We start from the raw sequence: 21,002 nt of genomic DNA, 5'->3' as shown, positions 1-21,002 counted from the left end.
AGGGCGATTCGAGCGTCGAGGCGTCTGCTCGCGGCACAAAGGCGGGCTCCGATCGGGCGTGCCGACCGGGGCCCGGATGGCGAGCGAAGGAAGGCCTAGGGGGCGACGGAGAAGGGAATCTCCGTCGACCACTTGAAGTTGCCGCACTCGTCGAAGGCTTTGGCCCTCACCGCGTGAGAACCCGCCGTCGCCGGCCAGTTGTGGACGAAGGGGACCGTATCGTCCGTCCAGACATAGGAACTACCGTCGACGTGGAATTCCACCTGATCGATGCCGCTGGCGTCGCTGGCGCTGGCGCGCAATGTCACCCTGCCGTTGGCGTTCGGAGTCACCGTAGACCCCGCCGTGGGCTGCGTCACGCCGACCGTCGGTTTGACGGAGTCGCTACCGCAGCCCCCACCCCCTCCGCCGGCGACGGTGAAGGTGATCTCGTTCGACCAGCGGGCGTTGCCGCAGGTGTCGACGGCTCGCGCCTTGAACGTGTGGGAGCCCGCTGTGGCCAGCCAGTTGTGGGCGTAGGGGGGCGTTTCGTCACTCCACACATGGGCGCCGTCGATGAAGAATTCCACCCGGTCCACTCCGCTGCCGTCGGAAGCCGCAACGCCCAGGGTCACCCGACCGTTGGCGTTGGGAGTCACCGTTGAGCCATGGGCCGGTTGGGTCAACCCAATGGCCGGCGGCGTCGAGTCCCCGCTACAGGGATCCGGATCCGCCACCGTGAAAGGGACGGCGGACGAGGTGGTGGCGTTGCCGCAGGTGTCGACAGCCCTCGCTTTCACCGAATGAAGACCCGGCAACGCCGGCCAATTGTGCCCATAGGGCGACATGCTGTCGGTCCAGACCAAGGTGTTGTCCACCAAGAACTCCACCCGTGCCACTCCCCCCGCGTCGGCAGCGTAGGCCCCTAGCGTCACCCTGCCATGGTCATTGGGGCTCACCGAGGAACCCGCCGCCGGGTGAGTGATCGCGACCGTGGGATGTACCGTATCGTCGTCGCACGGATCCGGCTCCGCCACGGAAAAGGTCACCGGGTTCGTCCAGGTGGCGTTGCCGCACTCATCGACGATCCGAGCCGTCAGGGTGTGTCCACCCCATGGGGCGAGCCAGTTGTGGGCATAGGGTGCACTTTGGTCGGTCCAGACGAGCTGATCGTCAATGTGGAACTGAACGACATCCACCGCCAGGTCGTCTGTCGCTGCCACCGCCAGGGTCACTCGCCCGCTCGCGTTCGGATTCACCACGGAACCGGCGGCGGGTGCGATGATGGAACCCTGGGGGGGCGAGTGATCGTCGGTCCAGGGCGAATTGTCCACCTCGATCGGCACCGACGCGCTGAGAGCAGTACAACCGTTGCCGATCGCCCGGGCCTGGACTGGATAGGGACCGTCCTGGACGGAGTTGGAGTCCCAGGAGACGCTGTAGGGGAAGGCGGGATCCACCGCCACCGCCGAACCACCCAACAGAAACTGCACCTCTTCAACGGACGCGCTGACCGATGCGGCGAGGGTAGTGAAATCACTCACCGTCGTACCGCTCTGCGGCGAGGTCAGCGTGACGTCACCGCAGGTGATGCTGTTGTCCACCACGATGCGGTGTTCCGCCACCCCTCGCAGGGATAGGCCATCGGCCCCAACGGCCTCGAAGAGAAAGGTGTGGAGACCGTTCGTCAGGGTGGTCGTGTCCAGTTGGCCGAAGAAGCGACTGGTCGAGTCGCAGTTGCCGGCGGGAAACTCGCCGCAGGTATGAGAATCCGGCAAATTGAAGCTGAAATTATCGAGCTGGATGGGCTGCCCGTTCAAGTAGGTCCGCACCACACTCACCCCACCGCTGTCACGACGCGCCACGCCGGCCATCTCGATCGTCCCGGACACCACCTCGTCCGGCGCCGTTCGCATGTAGACCCTCGGCCCCGTATCGGAAGACGGTCCACTTCCCGCCTGCGAGACCACTCGCTCCATCGACCGCCACTTAACGGGTTCGGCGAAGGACTTGCCGGTGCAGTCCGCCTGCAGTTCGTAGACGTTCGTCACCCGGCCGGAGAGGAGATTGCCGCTGCTGTCGGTGGTGTAAACGACTGTGCGACCGGTATAGCGGAAATAGTACTGGCAGTCCGGATCGTCGATCCGGCACATCTCCGGCACGACCACGCACCAGTCGTCCGGTGCGACGTACACTTCGCACTCGACGCTGACATCGCTGATATCCGAACCGTTGACCGTGCCGCTGCCGTTGGCGACGTCGCAGAGCGCGCCGGGGGGATCCACGTCGCTGATGGTGACCTGGTAGTCGGAACCGTCCGCGAGTGGATCTTGGAAGGTGAAGAACCCCGACCCGCTGACCGGCACCACCTGGACCGGAAGCGGTGTGCCGTCCGGCGGGGTAACTTCCAGCAAAGCAGAGAAACTGACGTGACCTTCGGTCGTCGAGTGGTCATCACCGGGGACTTCCGCGGGCGTTCGCGTCTCATTCGCCGGAGCAAGGCTGCTCGCCGCCGCAGCCAACGGATCGGGAACCAGCAACAGGTCACCGTCGCTGACCTCGTTGACGATCACATCAAAACCGAGTTCAAAGGTCGGCGCCTGGCCGTCACAGTCCTCGCCGACGGAGCACTGGCAATTCACCCGGAGACCCAGCCAATCCCGTCCCTGAATCGTCCCCTCCTCTCCGGAAAGACTACAGATGGTGTTCTCGGCCAAGGCGGTGATCAACACATTGAAGCGCCCGCCCTCGGGAATCGATGGCGGCTGGAATCGAAAACCGCCGTTGACCGTGCGATCCAGCTTTTGGGTTCGTAGAAGCTGCTGCCCCTGATAAATCGCCAAGGTCAGCTCCACTCCGCCGTCCGCCGGCAGGCCGCTGGTGGTGCCCCGGACCGTGTAGTGCGGGATGCACTCCGTCGAAGCCACGTCGAGGATGGCGGGTTCGTCCGGTGTCTCGATGCCGTTGAGGCCGAGGTAGATCGCCGCCGTCGCCCAGCCGAGGTACTGCACACCCTGACCGTCCTGGCAGTTCGGGATATAGCCCAAGGCCGGCTCACACTCCAGGACATCGCCCTCGCCCTCGATTTCCCGATAGTTCGAGCTGTCGATGGTGCCGTAGTCCGGCGGTTGGGTCGGCGCGAGATTCCCGCCGATGCCGTCGTTCATGAAGCAGGACGAGATCCAGAGGCGTCCCTGGTGGGTGAAGTTCCCTTGGTAGACCACATCGGCGTACACCGTGACCTGAGTGGTTTCCACCCCGGGAGGCAGGGTTTCATAGCGCAGATTCTCGATCACGATGGTTCCGCCCTGAGCGGCGGCGGCGACCCAGAGAGCGAGCACCGCAGCGGCCGCCATGACCCAAGACCGGAGAGAGAACGACGCACCGGAGCGCCTCATGCTTCACCTCCCAGGTTCCCGGCCTTGAGGCTTTGGATACGAATTCCCGGCGCCACTTCGCGCAGCAGATACGACCGCAAGAGCTGCCACTCCGAAGGGTCCAACCTCGTCCGCAGGTCCTCGATCACCGGCAGCGACGCGGACGGCCGAACACCGCGAGCCACCGCATCGAGAAGACTAGAGATCTCTCCGCTCGGCCGGCGGGAAGCGGCGGAGAGGCGATCGAGATCACGCTCGAGGACCGCCCGCCGGGTCTCCTCCGAACCCAGCGCCTTCTCTACTTGCCGAAAGAAAATTTGGTAGGCATCGCGAGTGGGTTGTTTGTCGGCGTCGAGCTGAAGCTCGTTCATCAGGACGCGGTCCGCGCCGTCGAGAATCAGCAGAGCTGCTGCATCCGAAAAGCCGTAGGCCTTCAGCCGGTAGGCCGCGCCGTCGCTCCACTCCCTCCACGCCGAGGACTCCCGGCGATGGGAGAAAGAATTGAACGCCTGCCACATCGGCATCAGTTCCGGAGTGCGCGAACCGTCGAGAAACACCATCCGCTCGGAGGATGAGGCCGGTGGCGGCGCCTGCCGGCCGTAGGCCGCTTCCCACCGTGCCCGATCGCCGGCCGGGTCGAGAAGTTGGGCGCGCAGGTCGTCCGGCGTGAATCGGTCCGTGAGGGTCCACCAGAAGGAACTTTCGGCATCGTGGGAGGGGTCTTCCCACCAGTTGCCAGCCGCAGGTCCGGTGACCGCCAGGAGAAGGCCGAGCAGCACCATCCTGGCGAGACATCGAGGGTTGAGAGTTCGGGTTGTCGATCCCATTCGGGTTTCCTCCATTCCTTGATCGGGGTGAAGTTCTGGGTGAACTTGGTTCACCGCGTTCGCTCCTGATCACTGAATGCGGGATCCGAGGAGTGGATCCTGCCATCGACGATGGAATCGCTGCCGCGGAAGGATCGTAGAACCCTTGCACAGATTTCATCCAAGGTTTGCGCTCGCTCTTACCTAGGAATACCTACTCTCGATAAGCTTGGAGCTGGACTCACTGCTGACGAGGAATTGATCCATGCTCCAGAAGTCTCTATCCCCACCATCCCAGCCGGATCCTTCCGCTACCCTCACCCACCTTCTCGGCCGCTGGAGCCAAGGCGACCGCCAGGCGGCGGAGGAACTGATCCCTCGCGTCTACGAAGAGTTGCGGCGTATCGCTCACCGCTTATTCCGCCGAGAGCGGGTGGATCACACGCTGCAATCCACCGCGCTGGTTCATGAGATCTATCTGAGAATGCGCGAAGAGGGCTCCCTCCAGTGGAGGGACCGGCACCACTTCTATCGCCTCGCCGCCTGCATGATGCGACGGGCTTTGATCGACCACAGCCGCGACCGCGCGATTCAGCGGCGGGGCGGTCACCTGCACAAAGTGGCCCTCGATGGCGAGGCCCGACGGCTCCCCCGGCCGGCCGACTGGATCGCCTTGGACGATGCACTCTCCGACCTCGCTCGCCTCGATCCTCGCCAGGCGATGGTGGTCGAGTTGCGTTTCTTCGGCGGCTTGACGGTGGACGAGACGGCCGAAATTCTCACCGTTTCACCGCGTACTGCCGCCCGCCAATGGCGCCTGGCGAAGGCCTACCTTTTCCGCCAGCTCGATTCCGCCACGCGCGACGCCTTCGCCGCTCCCAGCCCCGGAGGTCCCGGCGGGTGAATCATCCATTCCCGTCCACGCCGGAAGCTTGGCGCCGGATCCACCAGAAGGTCGCCGAAGCTCTCGATCTGCCTCCGGGCGACCGCCCGGGTTTCCTTCGGCGCGAACTCGAAGACGAGCCGGATCTGGCCCAGGGCGCCCTCGACCTGCTGGCGGCGGACGAGCAGGCGGATGGCTTTCTCGATCGTCCCGTGGCGCGCCTTCCCCCGGACGATCCCAAGGACCGGAAACACCTCATCGGTCTGCGGGTCGGAGCCTTTCGCTTGTGCGGTGTTCTCGGTCGGGGCGGCATGGGCACCGTCTACGAAGGCGAGCGGGTCGACGAAGGCTTCCAGCAACGGGTGGCGATCAAGATCATCCACCGCCATCGGCCCGATCTGGCGGACCGCTTCCGGCGCGAACGCCAGGTACTCGCCGCCCTCGAACATCCGTCCATCGCCCGTCTTTACGATGGCGGCACGTCCGAAGACGGCTCGCTTTACTTCGTCATGGAACGGGTAGACGGCCTGCCACTGGACACCTACTGCGACCGGCACCGGCTGGAGATTCGGGAGCGCATCGAGCTGTTCTGCCGGGTGTGCGATGCGGTGGACTACGCCCACCGTTGTCTTGTCGTCCATCGCGACCTCAAGCCGTCGAATATCCTGGTCACCGCCGAGGGAAACCCCAAGCTCCTCGACTTCGGCATCGCCAAGCTGCTCGATACGGGGGGAGACGCCACCCAGACCCTCGACGGCCCCATGACCCCGCGCTACGCCAGTCCTGAACAGGTCCAGGGAACGGCCATCACCACCGTCACAGACACCTATGCCCTCGGGGTGATTTTCTACCGCTTGCTCACCGGCGCTTCGCCCTACGGAACAACGGAACCGACCCCGGTGGAACTACACCGGGCGATCGTCCAAACGCCGCCGGCACGACCGAGCGACGCCGCCGGCGACACCTCCCCGGCGGACCTTGCAGCTCGGCGAAGCTCCTCCTCGGCGCTGCGCCGCAGGCTGCTCGGCGATCTCGACAACATCGTTCTCAAGGCGCTGCGCAAAGAGCCCGGTCGGCGCTACGGCTCTGCCCGTGAGCTGGCGGACGACCTGCGACGTCACCTCGCCGACCTGCCGGTACGGGCCCGGCCGGACACCCTCGCCTATCGCGGCGCAAAATGGCTCCGGCGAAATCGCCTCGTCACCCTCGTCTCCGGCACCCTGTTGGTCTCCTTGGTGGTGTTCTCGATCGTCACCACAGTGCAGGCGCGCCGCTTGAAGGCCGAACGCGACATGGCGCGATCCGAGAAGCTGCGGGCAGAACAGAGCGCCGCCTTCTTGCAGAGCCTGTTCGAGAGTTCCCAACCGGGACGGTCGCGCGGCGAAGAGCTAACCGTTCGCCAAGTGCTCGACCGCGGCGCGGCTCACATCGACCAACTCTCGGGAGATCCGGCACAGCAAGCAGCTCACCTCTCGACCCTGGGCACCGCCTATCGAGAGCTCGGCCTCTACGACCAAGCCGCCCCACTGCTCCAAAGGGCCTACCGCCGGCGCCGGGAAGCCCACGGAGCCCTCCATCCAAAAGTGGTCCAGGATCTCGACTCGCTCTCTGCCCTACGCTACTACCAAGGCGATCTCCTGGCTGCCGAGTCCCTGCAACGTCAAGTCCTGGACCTTCGTCGCCAGCTATACCCGGCAGGCCACGAGGAGGTGGTCACCTCCCTCAACTCCCTTGCCGTCCTGCTCCACACCCGCAGCCAGCTCGACGAAGCCGAAGGCTTCTATCGCCAGGCGATCGACATGGCGCGCAAACTTCCGGAGGAGCATCCGAACCTGGCCCGGGGCATCGGCAACCTGGCCGGCCTGTTGCACAGTCGCGGCGATCTGGAGGGAGCCGAACCGCTGTACCGCGAAGCCCTGACGATGAGCCGCCTACGGCACGGTTCCGACCATCCGGACATCGCCTTCGATCTGAGCGACTTGGGCCTACTACTGCTCGACCGGGGGGAACTTCGGCAGGCGGAAGCTCTACTGCGGGAATCCGTTGCGATGCGCCGCAAGGTGCTCGGCGACCGCCACCCGGATCTTGCCACCGGCTTGAACAATCTCGGATCGTTGCTGCTCGTTATCGGCCGGACCGTGGAGGCCGAGCGGGTGGTCGTGGAAGCACTCGAGATTCGGCTGGAAAGCCTTGGCCGCAACCATCCCAAGGTCCCCAAGAGCCTCCACACCCTGGCCACCGTCCGCACCGTGCAGGGCGACCTCCCCGGCGCCGAGAAACTCCTGCGGGATGCCTTGGAGATCGCCCTAGCGCAGCTCGGTGAGGGAAGTACCACCACTCATCTCACCCGCACCGATCTTGCCCATCTCCTGCTGCTGCAGGATCGCGCTAGCGAAGCGGACGCCCTGTCCCGCCAAGCCCTCGACGGGATGAGCGCCGCCCTACCGCCCGACCACCCGAACGTCGCCTGGGCCGGAATGGTCCGCGGAGCGATACTGAGCGAACAGGGTCGCCACCGCGAAGCGGAGCCGCTGTTGGTGAAAGGCCTCGAAACCCTCACCGAGGGTCGGCAACCCAATCGCCCGCGCCTCGCACAGGCCCGCGCCTTGGTCGCCAAGCACTTCGAAGGCACCGGTCGAGAGCGCGGCACAAAGACCTAGGGAGATTCGTGATGCGCCCCGTGATGGTGAGCTTTTCGCCCTGCGAACAGCGGCTCCACGAAGCCGCGAAACCCGCGGCGAAAGAGGGCCACCAGGCCCACGGCGAACAACAGCAAGGCCGATCCATGACCCCAGAGGGAGCCATCGGTCACGCCGCCAGACGAGGCCCCGAGCTGAGATTCTGACCAGGCCAAGAGCAGAGCTATCGCGGCGCCACCCAGTACCCATCCCAGCTCCTTGGCCCGCTCTACCGGCGGCCGATCCCACCATCGCCGCGACTCGCGCGCCGGGCCGGCCACCAGCAGCATGAGGACCACCGCCGCCAGGGACCAACCCTTGGCGAGCAAGAGCCAGGCAACAGGTACCGCCACCAGCGGCGACGGAAGCGCGACGAGACCGATGACGAGGGCAGCGCCGTAGGTCGCCAGCGAGGGAAAATCGAGTCTCAGAAGGGGTGTGGCAATACTCGCCACCGCCAGGCCTAGGAACCACCACGGAAGCGCTCCGGCGGTCACCTGCTCGAAGGCGGCGACAAAGGACGTGGCCTCGTCCGCGTCGCCGGTCCCCGAGTGGTCCTCGCCCTTCGGCCGCGCTAAGAAGCCCCGCAGCACACCCCAGGCGAGCAACATCCCGGCCCAGGTCCAGCCCAGCAAAAGCCCCGCCGCCAACCAGGCGCCGAGAGCACCGCTGCCGAGAAGCCGCCCCCAACGACTACCGCGCCAGCGAAGCCAGGCGACGACCACCAGTCCCAGCAGTAGAGCCGGCGCCATGGTCGAGGCGAGATGCACGAACACCTCTCCGGCACTCTCGGTGCCCTGCGAGCCCTCGAGCGGATGGAGGCGCACCAGCGTCCAGACCAGCGCGACTCCGGCGAGGGCGCTCGCCGCCGAGAGAAGCCGCCCGGGAGCGTTCTCGGCGCTGGCCCGGGCTCCGCGGTCATGGCCGAAGAGCACATGCAGCAGCATGCCGCCGACGGTCGCCTCGAACACTGCCGAGGCGGGCGACGACAGGTCGACCAAGAATCGGCCCGCCGCCCCGTATCCGAGCAAAGTACCGGCGCCTAGGGTGAGCAAGATCAAGATCGCCAGCCGTCGCCCAAGGGCCGGAACCACCAGCCACCAAATCGCCAGCGCCATCGGCAAGCGATGTAGCAATACCGCCAGGGCCAGCAGGCTCGGGCCGTCCTCTCCTTCGCCATGTCGGTGCCCGCCGTGCTCACCGCGGCCGTCCGTCGTTCCTTCTCCATGGCCGGCCGCCGGCACCTCCACGCCGTGCTCCACCTCCGACGGGTGGAGGGCGACGCCGTCGAGCACGGCGTGGACCGCCAGGCCCAGAAAGGCGATCCCGATCAGCCCAGCGAAGGCCCGATCCTCGCGCGCATGGAGAAGTCCGTGAAAGAGAAACGGCACCACCAGCCCCGCCACCCCACCGGCAACTGCCCAGAGACCCGCCGCCACGAAAGCGTGCGGCCACAGATGCAATAGGACGATGCCCCCCAACGCCACGGCGACAAAAGCGTCCAGAGCACCGCGGGCCGCCGGCTGACCTTGAACCCAGCGGGCCAACAGGGGGCCGAAAACCAGGGGCAGAAGGCCAGCGAGGAGAATCCAGGAAGTGGTCATGGCGGCGATGAATCTCGAATCCGATCCGTCCGTTTAACGATATCGCATTCTCATCTAGGGAAGCCTTCAGACTCTGAACTTCCACCAGCCATCCGCCGGGACCTTGCGGTGAAGGGCCGTCTCCACTAGAGTCCTCAGCTCTTTTAAAACACCACCGCTGACCGTTATGAAGACCCAAGACCTCATCGCCCTCGGCCTCCCCCGCTCCACCCATCGGCACGCCTTTCTGCTCATCAAGGCTCTCGCCGAGTCGGGGGCGGGACTGGCGACGATTCAAACTCGCTTGGAAGCCCTGCGAAACCGGCCGGAGGATCACCTGGGCGATATCGCCGCCGGCCCCCTGGCCAAAGCCTTGATCGAGGCCCGCGCCACGGCCTTCACGCCGCGCACTGAGGCCGCCTCCTACCGTCGGTGGGGGTCGCAAATCGAAGACGGCGCGGTGCGCCAGATGGAGGTCGCCTGCGAACTGCCGGTGGCCGCCCGCGGCGCCTTGATGCCCGACGCCCACCAGGGCTACGGCCTGCCCATCGGTGGCGTGCTGGCGGTGCGCGGGGCGGTCATTCCCTACGCCGTCGGGGTGGACATCGCCTGCCGCATGTGCTTGTCGGTGCTCGACCTGCCACTGCCTTTTGACGGTCCCAAGGCGGCTAAGAAAGGCGAGCGGCTGCGCGCGGCTCTCGAAGGGGAAACCGCCTTCGGCACCGGCGCCGCCTTCTCCACCCCACGCCAGCACGACGTGCTGGACGAGGACTGGAGTGCCAACCCGGTGACTCGCCGCCTAAAGGACAAGGCTCGCTCGCAGCTCGGCAGCTCCGGCGGTGGCAACCACTTCGTCGAATTCGGCGAGCTGATCTTGGCGGACGACATGCCCGAGCTACCCGCCGGCCGCTATCTCGCGCTGCTCTCCCACAGCGGTAGCCGAGGGCCCGGCGCCACGGTGGCCGCCCACTACTCGAAGCTGGCCGCCAAGCGCCATCCGGACCTACCCAAGGAGATGCGACACCTAGCCTGGCTGCAACTCGACAGCGAGGCCGGTGCCGAGTACTGGCAGGCGATGAACCTGATGGGTCGCTACGCCTCGGCGAATCACGACCGCATCCACCACCACATCACCGAACGACTCGGCGCCCAGGTGCTGTGGCGGGTGGAGAATCACCACAACTTCGCCTGGCTCGAGGAGCATGACGGCGAGCAGTTGGTCGTGCATCGCAAGGGCGCCACCCCTGCCGGCGAAGGCGACCTGGGGGTGATCCCCGGCACCATGGCGGATCCGGCTTTCATCGTGCGCGGCAAGGGAGACGAATCGTCCCTGCGCTCCGCCTCCCATGGCGCCGGCCGCCGCATGAGCCGCACCGAGGCCCACCGCCGCTTCACCTGGCAGCAAACCCGCGACCGGCTGAAGGAAGCCAAGGTGGAGCTACTGTCGGCGGGCCTCGACGAAGCCCCGATGGCCTACAAGGCGATCCGCCAGGTGATGGCCGAGCAGGCCGATCTCGTAGAGGTATTGGGAGAGTTCCACCCTCGCCTGGTCAAGATGGCACCGGCGGAGCGGCGCAAGCGGCGTTTTCGCAAAAAGGCCAAGGATCGAGGCAGGTCTTGAGGCCAAATCGGAGATCAGCTCTTGGTCGCCAGAAAGGCCCTGCGCCGCGGTGCGAGGTCGAAGTCGCCATAGCGTGAGGCGACTTCGACCTCGAATCCGGTCTCTTCCAGCAGGCGAACCAACTTCTCTTCCTCCAGCACACTCACCGCGTGACGCTCCTGCGAGCGCCGGTAGCTCTCGCCGATGCGGCGGAAGATGGTCATGCTGCGGGTCAACCGATGACGGGCCGGATCCTCGTTCACCTCCGTGAGGATCGCCCAATCGTCACCGGCTCGCCAGTCGCGGTACTGCATCGGGTGATCTGGACCGGCGACGATCACATCGAAGGCCAGCAGGCCGGCCGGCTGCAGCTTGTCGAAGAGCCGCTGAAAAAATCCCTTCAAACGGGTCTCCGAGGGGTCGCCGGCGGCGGCGTAGCCCAAGCCTTCACCCAGAATCGTCACCGCCTGGCAAGCATCTAGCGCAATCTCCCACAGCGAGGCCAGCCGGAAGTCACCCTCCGCCACCGCTTCCCGGGCGCGCCGGATCATCGCTGCGGAGAGATCGGCTCCCACCACGTCGTATCCTGCCTCCACCAGCCGACGCGCCCAGCGGCCATCGCCGCACCCGAGATCGTAGACCAGGCCGTCCCGCAGACCCCGAGTCTCCAAAATCCCGAGCAGCGCCCGCCCGGCGCCCTCGGCAAAATCGCCGAAACCCACCTGGTGCACATAGGCCAGGTCGTCGTCGTAGAAGCTCTGCTCGGACAGGGACCAACTCCTCGATTCATCTCACCAGCCGTTCGGTCTCGAGGAACGAATTCGTCGGCGGCTCGCCGGCCGCGAGCGGGCCATCGCCGGCACAAAATCGCCCTCGAAGACATGGCCTCCGGCCTGTTCCTGTGTTAGCTTATCGTCACCAAGCCCGCTCGGGCCGACCAGCCCGCCAGGGCTCAGCAGCAACCTAGGGTCCCCATCGTCTAGGGGTTAGGACACCGCCCTTTCAAGGCGGCAACACGGGTTCGAATCCCGTTGGGGACACCACCTTTTCTGGCAACCCTTTTTCACCGGAAGTATCTGATTCAGGTTGGGGGTACGGCGATTCGAAGAGGAGGATCTGGAGCCACTCCAGCATCGCGAGGTCCAGCCTCGATGAGCGGGCGGTGGTCCGCCTTCGGCCACAACAACCGCCCGTCTTACGCTCCAGGCCGGACTCTGCCAGGCGGTGCCCGAAAGGTCGCCACAAAGCAATAGAATCTCCCCCATGGCAAATCCCCTCTCCCATGCCGACGACGCCGAGCGCCGCCGTCTCGAGCAAGAGATCGCCCGCTACCGCGATTGCGTGAACGTCCACGACCTTCCCGCCATCTACCATTTCTGGAGCCACCGCTGGGTCTTGCCGAAGCTCCAGGCCTGCGGCTACGAAGGTGTCGACCACTTCTTCAGCTCGCATATCGCCACCCAATGCCGAAGTGGGGACCGCGCCAAGACCCATGGGGTGATCAGCATCGGAGCCGGCAACTGCGACCTTGAGGTGCGTCTCGCCGAGCAGCTCCGCGCCGACGGCGTCACCAACTTCCGCTTCCGCTGCCTCGAGCTCAATCCCTTCATGATCGAGCGCGGCCGCGAGCTGGCGAAGCAGGCCGGGGTCGAGGAGCATTTCCGCTTCGATGTCCTCGACATCGACGACTGGCAGCCCAGCGAGCCGGTGTCGGTGTGCCTCGCCAACCACTCCCTGCACCACATCGTCGACCTCGAGAGCCTGTTCGCGAAGATCCACCGCGCCATAGGCCAAGAGGGTGTGTTCCTCACCAACGACATGATCGGGCGCAACGGTCACATGCGCTGGCCCGAAGCCCTCACCCTGGTGGACGACATCTGGTCCGAGATGCCGCAGCGCTACAAGTACAACCACCAGCTGTCACGCTGGGAGGAGGAGTACGAGAACTGGGACTGCTCCGTCGAGGGCAACGAGGGGATTCGAGCCCAGGACATCATGCCGCTGCTGGTCGAGACCTTCGCCTTCGAGAGCTGCGTCGCCTTCGGCAACCTGGTCGACATCTTCGTCGACCGGTCCTTCGGCCACAACTTTGATCCCGAGAAGGCCGAGGATCTGGCCTTCATCGAGCGCATCGCCGAGCTCGACGAGGCCAAGATCGACGGCGGCGAGCTCAAGCCGACCCACTTACTGGCGGCGATGCGCGCCCGGCCGGTAGCGGCGACCCGGATCTACCGTGACTGGACGCCGGACTTCTGTGTTCGCTGGCCAAACCGGGCTCCCGAGGCGCGGCAGGAGGTGATGCCGGCCGAAGTCCCGCCCCCGGCGACGGCAAGCGCCCCGGCGGACGAGGAAGAGTCGATCCTGGCGCGCGATTGGTTCTACGAGTTCACTCTGCCCAGCGGTCGCCGCACCCGCAGCTATGCGCCGGCCAAGGTGCGTGAAATCCATTGCAGCCGCGAGACAATGTTGTTTGCCGAACTCGAGCGGCGGCTGGAGACCTCCGCCTGGCCGACGCTGCGCTGCCTCGATCTCGCCTGCCACCAGGGCTACTTCGCCACCGCTCTGGCGCAGCGCGGAGCGCAGCATGTGCTGGGCGTCGACGGCCGCCGCCGCCACGTCGAAGACGCCCGCCAGATGTCGCGCGCGCTGGGCCTCGACAACGCCTCGTTTCTCACCGCCGACCTGCAGCAGATCCGACCCGAGGCGCTCGGCCGCTACGACCTCACCTTGCTCTTTGGCGTCCTCTACCACCTCGAGGATCTGATCAGCGTTCTGCGGCTGGCGCGCGCTGTCAGCCGCGATCTCTGTGTGATCGAGACCCAGATCGGGCCCGAGCTCTCCGGCAGCCTCGAGTGGGGCTCCGTCGATCAACGGCAGCCGATCGTCGGCGCCCTCTCCCTGGTCGATGAGCGCCGCGACAGCGAGCGCCCGGAACACGGCGAGTCGAGCCTGCGGGGCCTCTCGGTGGTGCCCTCCCTCAGCGGCTTGTCGTGGCTGCTGTCGGCCGTTGGCTTTTCCGAGGTCGAGGTCCTCGAGCCGCCGCCGGACGCCTATGAGCAGCTCGCTCGAGGTCAGCGGGTGATGGTCGTGGCGTCATGACCCGAAGGCGCCAGGGTGCCCGCCCGCCGGGAGCTGGTCACTCGTAGAAACCGATCGATTCGATCACGGCGCAGAGAGAGCGGCGGTCCCCGCCGGGGGGAGCGAAATCGTTGTCGCACTCGATGTCGAGACGCACCCGGTCACGTCCCAGAACCCACGGCGGCAAGCCGCCTTCGAGACGAAACCATCCCGATTCCCTCACCGTTCGGACTTCCCCGCCCTCGCCATCGAACTGCAGGGTTAGGGTGAGCTCATCTCGACCGTGGGCGGCAAGATCGACCCAGCCCTTGATCCGCCACTGCCGTTCGGTGACCCGGCCCAGCAGTGCCGACGATCGACCGGCCATCCACCGGCATCCCCGCTCGGGCGCGTAGTAGCCCTCGAGGACCTGATCGCTGGGATGGTCCTCACGGGTGAAGTCGAGCACCGGCAGCGGTTGATCGGGTCCCGCCGCGGAGGGTCGGCGGGACCGCCCCTCGACTCGTCCGTCGGACCCCAAGTAACCCAGCGCCTGCAGCCCTTTACGGGTCTCGTCGTCGAGCTCGTCGAGGCCGATCCGACCACTGCCGATGACGTCTTCCTGGAGCTCCTTGGCGAGGCCTCCGAGCAGCCGCGTCAGCTCCGAGCGCTCACGATTGCGCTGGCGGTGGAGGTTGGTGCGCTCGCTGGGATCCTGCTCGAGATCGTAGAGCTCGAGGGCATCGATCTTCGCCACCCGGCTGCGATTGCGAATCAGTTTGAGGGAGCGCTGCCGCAGGGCCTCGTAATTGAGGCCGTCGAGTTCGACCTCGGAATAGACCAGCTCCTGCCGTCGGCTGCGGTTCTCCACCGCCAGCAGGTCGGCGCCGCGAAAGTCCGCCGGCGGCGGCAGGCCGACGACGCGCAGCACGGTCGGTGCAACGTCGATCAGGCTGACCGGCTCGGTCACTCGCGGCCGCGACGGCGGACCGGAAGCGGTCGGGGCCTTGAGAATCAACGGCACGTGAATCATCTCTTCGTAGAGGTCGTAGCCGTGCCCCCGCAAACCGTGATCCCACAGCCCTTCGCCGTGGTCCGAGGTCACCAGCCACAGCACCTTGTCGTCGAGGCCACGCGCCGCCATCCCTTCACGCAACCGTCCGAACCAATGGTCGCAGTACTTCACCTCGCCGGCATAGAGATGACGAATGCGAGCCAGATCGTCGGCGGTGCGCTCGCTGGCCGGCAAGCGATCGAGGCGCTGCAGATCGGCCCGCGAACCGTTGAAGCGACCCGGCGGCTCCGGTTCCGCCAGCAGCCCCGGGTGCGGCAGGTAGGGGTCGTGGGGATCGACATAGTGCAGGAAGAGAAAAAACGGTTGGCCGGGTCGCAGCTCGTCGACCATCTGCAGGGCCTTGAGGGTCACCCCTTCGGCGGTGTGGATCTCGTAATCCCCGGGATATCCGGCATAGAGATCCGGCACCTCGAAGCGGTCGAAGCCCTGGGCGAAGCCGAAGGGCCGGCCGGCGTTCTTGTTGGTGCTGACGGCAATGGTCTGGAAGCCCCCACGGTCGCGCAGAGCCTCGGCCAGCGTGACCGCCTCCGGCGCGATGGCGTCCTCCCGCCCGAGAACGCCGATCGAGGACGGATACCGGGAGGTGAACATCGCGGCCACCGACGACCGCGTCCAGGCGGACGGAGCGATCGCATTCTCGAACACGATCCCTTCCTCGGCCAGGCGATCGAGATGAGGCGTCAGTTCGCGCCTCGAGCCATAGCCGCCGAGGTGATCGGCGCGCAGCGTGTCGATCAGAATCAGGACGACGCCCGGGATCTCGCCGAAGGGCTTCTCCACCGGCGCCGACGGCGCCATTTCGGCCGACGGCGCACACCCGGCGAGGAAGATCATCAGCCATCCCAGGGCGGCCCAACGGACTCTCGTGCTAGGTTCTTCCATAGTGCGTACGATGGCGACGGCGAGAGGCTACCACGGCCCCTCATGATTGCGCTAAATCACTGACTCTAGAGCATATTGCAGAGATAAATGCAACATTCTCTCCAAGCCTCATAGGGATCCCCCGAGGAGCCGTTCCGGCGGCTCCGTCGGATCCCCCCGGGAACGGCCTTCGGGAGGAACGGAGCTATGTTCGATCTTGAATTCACGGGCGAGCGTATGGTCCCCGGTAAGGTGGAGCCGGAGCTGCAGCTCGAACACGTTTCACGGTACCACTTCGCCGCCCAGGTGGCGCGCGGCCGGCGGCTGCTCGACTTCGGCTGTGGCGCTGGCTATGGCGCCGCCATCCTGCAGAAGGCCGGGGCCCGATCGACCATCGGCTGCGATCTGGCTGCCGACGCGATCGCCTTCGCCCGCAGCCGCTACCGTCTCCCGGGCCTGCATTTCTTCGTCACCGACTGCGAGCAAGCCGCCCTTCCCGACGGCGCCTTCGACCTGATCGTCGCCTTCGAGATCATCGAGCACCTGCGCTCCTATCGCAGCTTTCTGGGCGAGGTCCGTCGGCTCCTCGCGCCGCAAGGGCTGTTCATCTTGTCGACGCCCAACAAGGAGACCTACCGCAGCGAGCCGGGGACGGCACCGAACCCGTTCCACCTTCACGAGTTCGAGCTCGGCGAGCTGCTCGATGAGCTCGAACCGCTCTTTTCCACCGTCCAGGTTGTCGGCCAGAGCCAAACCGAGGGGGTGTTCTTTTCACCGGCTTCCCACCGGGGAACGCCGGAAGCCCGCCTTCAGCGGCCGCGACGCCAGCGTCACGAGCCCCAGGCCGACTACCTGATCGCGGTGTGCAGCGATGCCGAGCTGGCCCCCGCGGCGAGCTATTTCCACGTCGCCGAAAGCAATGCCCTGCGCAACCGCACGGAACGTGTCCTGCAGCTCCAAGGTGAGCTCGAAGAGCGCACCCGCTGGGCCAAGGGACTGGAAGACGAGTCGGCGCGCCGGGGGCAGCGCATTCTCGAGCTGCAGGACGAGCTCGAGGAGCGCACCCGCTGGGCCAAGGGACTGCAGCAAGAGTCCGAGGGACGGGCGCGGCGCATTCTCGAGCTGCAGACGGAACTCGAAGAGCGCATGCGCTGGGCGACCCAGATCGAGAAAGAACACGAGGAGAGCGGACGCCGGGTCCTCGAGCTGCAGCGCGAGCTCGAGATCGTCGGCGAGTCGGTGCAGCGCCTCGACGGCCTGGAGGACAAGGTCGCCGATCGGCTGCAGGCCATCGAAGCGTCGGTCAGTGACCGCCTGGCCCCCTTCGAGGGTACCGAGGAGCGATTGATCCAGCGCCTGGCCAGCCTCGAGGCCCGCTTCGAGCACGGCGAGAACGAGCTCGAGCAGTCCCTGCGCTGGCACCACGAAAGCCTGCTGCGTCAGCGTCAGGAACTCGAGAGCCAGCGCGACGAGCTGTCCCGCGGCACCCGCCAGGCGCGCGACGCAACCCGTCGGGTGGCCCGCCACGAGATTGAGCTACAAACCCTCACCCGCCGGGCGCGGGAGGTCGAAACCGCCGCCAAGACCGCCCAGCAGCTCATCGACGTGCTGTGGGGTAGCCGCTCCTGGAAGGTATTTGCGGCGCTGCGCCGCTCCCTTTCCCTCGGCGGCCGGCGCAAGCCCCCGGCGGGCGCCCCGAGCCGTCTCCCGGAGGCGCCGCGGGCCCTGCAGGAGCCCCCGCCGGCGTCCGCCCTGGCGGGCCTGCCGGAGGTGACCCAGGCCCCTGACGCTACCCTCGAGGTGGTGGTTTACGTCCCCGAGTCGAGCCCCCTCGCCTGCCTCCCGGCGGTGGCGGAGGCCTCACGCCAACACCCCGTACGAGCTCACGTCGCCGGTCCCGGCGCCGATGTGGTGGCCGCCCTCGGCAATCTCAGCCCGATCGCCGCCGAGGAGCCGATCGCAGCCCTGCTGGCGGCGGCTCGCAGCGCCAGCGCGCCGTTTGTGGTCCTCTTTTCGGGCGACGTCGCCCTCGAGACGGACGCCTTTGATCGCCTGCTGGAGACCTTCGAGGCGGAGCCCCAGGCAGGATTGCTGGTCGGCAAGATCCTCGACCCGCAGGGCAAGGTCGCGGAGGCCGGCTCGGTGCTCTGGCGAGACGGCTCGAGCACACCCTATGGTGCCGGCCTCGAAAGCGATGCGGCGGAGATCTCGTTTCCTCGCTGGGTCGACTTCGGTCGCTCCCAGTTCCTCGCCCTGCGCACCGCCGAGGCCGCCGAGCTCGAGGTCTCGTCGCGGGACGAGGAGGCCGCCATCGAGCTCGCTCTGGAGCTTCGGCGCCGCGCCCTGGGATGCCTCTATCAGCCGGCCATCACGGTACGCTCGGCGCGCGCGCTGGCGACGAGCCCGGCGGTGCCACGCCGCGAGCTGCGCCAACGTTGGAGCGAGTCCCTCAGCCACCAAGGGGCGGTCAGCGAAGATCTCGACCGGCATCGCGAGCCCGGCCGCCGGCGCCGCGCCTTGATCATCGATCATCGCGTGCCGACCCCGGACCAGGATGCCGGCTCGGTGCGCATGACGGCCCTCGTCGACGCTTTCCGGGAGAGCCACTTCCAGGTCACCTTCCTGCCGGAAAACCTCTACGAGATGGCCCCCTATGGCCAGGCCTTGAGGCAGCAGAAGGCAGAGCTCATCGTCACCCCCCAGTACACTTCCCTCGAGGCCTATCTCGAGCGCCACGGCGAGGCCTTCGACCTGGTGCTGGTGTCGCGCTTCCACATCGCTTCCGGTTGCCTCGATCTGGTGCGCCGGCTCTGTCCCGACGCTCGCCTGGTCTTCGACACCGTCGACCTGCAGTTCCTGCGTCTCGAGCGCCGGGCAGCCCTCGAGCAGGACGTCGAGCTCGAGGAAGAAGCCCATCGCCTGCGGGAGTCGGAGCTCCAGCTCGCCCGCAAGGCCGACGCCACCCTGGTGGTGAGCCGCAGTGAGGCCGAGATCCTGGGACGCGAAGCCCCCGACCTCGACGTCCGCCTGCTGTCGCTGATCCACTCGACGGCGGCCCCGTCGCAGGGCTTCGAGGAGCGCCGCGACTTTTACTTCGTGGGCGGCTACGAGCACCCCCCGAACATCGACGCCGCCCGCTGGTTCGTCAGCGAGATTCTGCCGCGGGTGCGGCAGGAGCTTCCGACGGTGCGCTTCCTGCTGATCGGCAGCAAGGCTCCCGCCGAGCTGCGCGTCATCGCCGACGAGCACACCGAGATCGTGGGCTTCGTTGAGGACATGGACCCTTACCTCGACGGCTGCCGCCTGTCGGTGGCGCCGCTGCGCTACGGCGCCGGCATCAAGGGAAAGGTCACCCAGAGCCTGAGCCACGGCTTGCCCTGCGTGATGACCTCGGTGGCCGCCGAAGGCATCGGCCTGAGCCACGGCGAGGACGCCATGATCGCCGACGACGCCGACTCCTTCGCCCAAGCCATCATCGCGGTCTACCGCGATGCGGCCCTCTGGCAGCGCCTGTCCCAGGCCGGCCTGGAGCGGATCAAGGAAGACTTCTCCCCGCGGGCCGCTCGACGCGCCATCGAGTCCTTGTGCCACGATTTTGGACTGACCGCCGGAGCCCCCCGAGATGAACGCTGAAGGCTGTCGCCTAGCCGTCGTTTTCGCCCAGCACGATCGCGACAAGTACCCGCGCTCCCTGCTCCGGCTGCTCGGAGTGCTGGGCGAGATCCCGACCCTCGAGACCACCATCGTGGTGGTCGACAACCTGAACGCCGGCGACTGGAGCCACGCGGTCTCGAACAATCTGTTCCACATCGGCGGCGACAACGGCGCCTGGGAGTTCTCCGCCTTCGAGCGCGGCCTCGAGTGGCTCGACGGTCAGAATAAGCAGGCCGATGTCTACCTCTTCGCGACGGACGCCCTGCTCGCCTACGGCGAGGACTTCCTCGCCCTGGTGGATGGCGAGGTACTGGAAGCCAGCCATCAGCTCGGCGCCTGCATCGGCTGGATCGATAGCTTCATGGAGCCGTGCCGGATTCTGGATTTTTCCTACGACTCCTGGATTCGCACCAGCCTGGTGTTCGTCCCTCAGCCGGTGCTGCACAAGGTGCGCCCCCTGGCCTGGCCGTTGCGCCACGAACAGTTCTTCGGCAGCGGATTCGCGCAGCCTTTCTTGCCCGACGCGCCGATCTCGGCCAATCTGCAGAAGCTCCTGCTCGAATGGCTGACCCACAACGTGATCGCGGAGAGCCAGCTCGAGGAGACCTGGCACTCGCGCTTCTACCTCGCTCCGGAGACCTTCGAACGCTTTCGCGACAAGGTGATGGCGATCCTCCGCGAGCACCTGCTGTCGGCGCGCCTGCACGCCCTCGGGGTGCCCTGCTTCGACTACCGCGCAATCCGCAAGGCCGGCGGCATCGAAGCCTGCGATCTCCTCGGGAGCAGCGCCGGTCAGGCCTGGCAGTGGCTCGGCTGGATGCAGATGGACTCGGCCACGCCGCGGCGTCCCCTGGGCGCCGTCGGATCGCGGGTCGAGGCCCCGACCTTCGTCCTGATGATCGGTGCGGAGGACGGCGAGCTGTCCCGCGGGCTGTGCGAGGAGGTTCTTCCCCTGGTCCTTCAGCGCCACAGTCGCTCGCGTTTTCTGGTCTTCGGCCACTCGATCCCGGGGCCCGTGCGCGAACTCCACTGCCAGGGCAACGTGCTCGTCGCCAAGGACGGCGAAGCGCCCCAGGAGCGGCTCGACCACGCCACCGCGCTGCTCGCCCTGCCCTCCGGCGGCGGCGTGACCGAGGCCATCGAGCGCGGCGTGCCGATCATCTCGGCCGACCTCGCCCTCGGAGAACGGCGCGGAGAGCCCGGCATCCACTATCTCTCGGCCAGCAACCACTGGCAGGTGGCCACCGCCTGCTGCCGCCTGATCGAGGAGTCGGAGCTGCGCCCGGCCCTCGCCGAAGCCGCCCGAGAGCTGCTCGCCGAGCCCGTAGGCACCTAGCAGTCGAAGCCGACGCCAAGGAAGAGTTCGACCGTGTGCTGGCGTCGCAACGCTCCGTCGCTGATTCTTGGACTTCTCTTCCGGAAGAGGATCCCGACCTCTCCCAGGCGGAA

11 protein-coding genes and 1 tRNA gene are annotated in these 21,002 nt (G+C 66.7%); 7 read left to right on the top strand and 5 right to left on the bottom strand.

Features of this window, described 5'->3' with window-relative positions:
• Positions 1 to 95: 95 nt before the first annotated feature.
• Positions 96 to 3,377 (bottom strand): Ig-like domain-containing protein, encoded by a 3,282-nt coding sequence (locus tag AAF481_14640; GenBank protein ID MEM7482410.1) that lies wholly within the window; start codon positions 3,375 to 3,377, stop codon positions 96 to 98.
• Positions 3,374 to 4,183 (bottom strand): hypothetical protein, encoded by an 810-nt coding sequence (locus AAF481_14635; GenBank protein ID MEM7482409.1) that lies wholly within the window; start codon positions 4,181 to 4,183, stop codon positions 3,374 to 3,376. Before AAF481_14635 ends, AAF481_14640 begins: the two co-directional genes overlap by 4 nt.
• 244 nt (positions 4,184 to 4,427) lie before the next feature.
• Between AAF481_14635 and AAF481_14630 the strand changes: the two genes are divergently transcribed.
• Entirely contained in the window at positions 4,428 to 5,066 is a 639-nt protein-coding gene (locus tag AAF481_14630) for a sigma-70 family RNA polymerase sigma factor (protein ID MEM7482408.1), read from the top strand.
• Positions 5,063 to 7,705 carry a serine/threonine-protein kinase gene (locus AAF481_14625; GenBank protein MEM7482407.1) on the top strand — a complete coding sequence of 881 codons (2,643 nt, stop codon included), beginning with the start codon at positions 5,063 to 5,065 and terminating at the stop codon, positions 7,703 to 7,705. Before AAF481_14630 ends, AAF481_14625 begins: the two co-directional genes overlap by 4 nt.
• Here the strand turns inward: AAF481_14625 and AAF481_14620 are convergent.
• On the bottom strand, positions 7,702 to 9,327 hold the full coding sequence (locus AAF481_14620; protein MEM7482406.1) for a hypothetical protein: 1,626 nt from the start codon (positions 9,325 to 9,327) through the stop codon (positions 7,702 to 7,704). The two genes, AAF481_14625 and AAF481_14620, sit on opposite strands and share 4 nt — an antisense overlap.
• Positions 9,328 to 9,493: 166 nt before the next feature.
• On the opposite strand from AAF481_14620, the gene AAF481_14615 reads away from it, so the two are divergent.
• Positions 9,494 to 10,927: an RtcB family protein gene (locus tag AAF481_14615; protein ID MEM7482405.1), complete on the top strand. Its 1,434-nt coding sequence runs from the start codon at positions 9,494 to 9,496 to the stop codon at positions 10,925 to 10,927.
• 14 nt (positions 10,928 to 10,941) lie between these two features.
• On the opposite strand, the gene AAF481_14610 is transcribed toward AAF481_14615, so the two are convergent.
• Positions 10,942 to 11,628: a methyltransferase domain-containing protein gene (locus AAF481_14610; GenBank protein ID MEM7482404.1), complete on the bottom strand. Its 687-nt coding sequence runs from the start codon at positions 11,626 to 11,628 to the stop codon at positions 10,942 to 10,944.
• A gap of 246 nt (positions 11,629 to 11,874) precedes the next feature.
• Between AAF481_14610 and AAF481_14605 the strand changes: the two genes are divergently transcribed.
• Positions 11,875 to 11,949 (top strand) — tRNA-Glu (locus tag AAF481_14605).
• 220 nt (positions 11,950 to 12,169) lie between these two features.
• Positions 12,170 to 14,005: a class I SAM-dependent methyltransferase gene (locus tag AAF481_14600; GenBank protein MEM7482403.1), complete on the top strand. Its 1,836-nt coding sequence runs from the start codon at positions 12,170 to 12,172 to the stop codon at positions 14,003 to 14,005.
• 37 nt (positions 14,006 to 14,042) lie between these two features.
• Here the strand turns inward: AAF481_14600 and AAF481_14595 are convergent, their stop codons facing one another.
• Positions 14,043 to 15,872 (bottom strand): sulfatase, encoded by a 1,830-nt coding sequence (locus AAF481_14595; protein MEM7482402.1) that lies wholly within the window; start codon positions 15,870 to 15,872, stop codon positions 14,043 to 14,045.
• A 234-nt stretch (positions 15,873 to 16,106) separates the two neighbouring features.
• Here AAF481_14595 and AAF481_14590 point away from each other — a divergent pair, with 234 nt between their 5' ends.
• Together AAF481_14590 and AAF481_14585 are read left to right on the top strand one after the other, a co-directional pair.
• A complete protein-coding gene (locus tag AAF481_14590) occupies positions 16,107 to 19,532 on the top strand; it encodes a glycosyltransferase (protein MEM7482401.1) in 3,426 nt (1,141 codons plus the stop codon).
• Positions 19,522 to 20,889 carry a hypothetical protein gene (locus AAF481_14585; protein MEM7482400.1) on the top strand — a complete coding sequence of 456 codons (1,368 nt, stop codon included), beginning with the start codon at positions 19,522 to 19,524 and terminating at the stop codon, positions 20,887 to 20,889. Before AAF481_14590 ends, AAF481_14585 begins: the two co-directional genes overlap by 11 nt.
• The last annotated feature ends 113 nt before the right edge of the window (positions 20,890 to 21,002 follow it).

It is taken from the genome of Acidobacteriota bacterium, from assembly GCA_039030395.1.
Lineage (GTDB): Bacteria > Acidobacteriota > Thermoanaerobaculia > Multivoradales > JBCCEF01 > JBCCEF01.
The sequence above is the reverse complement of the archived record's forward strand: the minus strand, read 5'-3'. Positions and strand labels throughout refer to the sequence as shown.

Bases quoted from the DNA above. Each gene is read 5' to 3' on its own strand.
- AAF481_14600 (MEM7482403.1), top strand. From the start codon at position 12,170: ATGGCAAATCCCCTCTCCCATGCCGACGACGCCGAGCGCCGCCGTCTC.
- AAF481_14635 (MEM7482409.1), bottom strand. From the start codon at position 4,183: ATGGGATCGACAACCCGAACTCTCAACCCTCGATGTCTCGCCAGGATG.
- AAF481_14630 (MEM7482408.1), top strand. From the start codon at position 4,428: ATGCTCCAGAAGTCTCTATCCCCACCATCCCAGCCGGATCCTTCCGCT.
- AAF481_14595 (MEM7482402.1), bottom strand. From the start codon at position 15,872: ATGATCTTCCTCGCCGGGTGTGCGCCGTCGGCCGAAATGGCGCCGTCG.
- AAF481_14615 (MEM7482405.1), top strand. From the start codon at position 9,494: ATGAAGACCCAAGACCTCATCGCCCTCGGCCTCCCCCGCTCCACCCAT.
- AAF481_14640 (MEM7482410.1), bottom strand. From the start codon at position 3,377: ATGAGGCGCTCCGGTGCGTCGTTCTCTCTCCGGTCTTGGGTCATGGCG.
- AAF481_14585 (MEM7482400.1), top strand. From the start codon at position 19,522: ATGAACGCTGAAGGCTGTCGCCTAGCCGTCGTTTTCGCCCAGCACGAT.
- AAF481_14590 (MEM7482401.1), top strand. From the start codon at position 16,107: ATGTTCGATCTTGAATTCACGGGCGAGCGTATGGTCCCCGGTAAGGTG.
- AAF481_14620 (MEM7482406.1), bottom strand. From the start codon at position 9,327: ATGACCACTTCCTGGATTCTCCTCGCTGGCCTTCTGCCCCTGGTTTTC.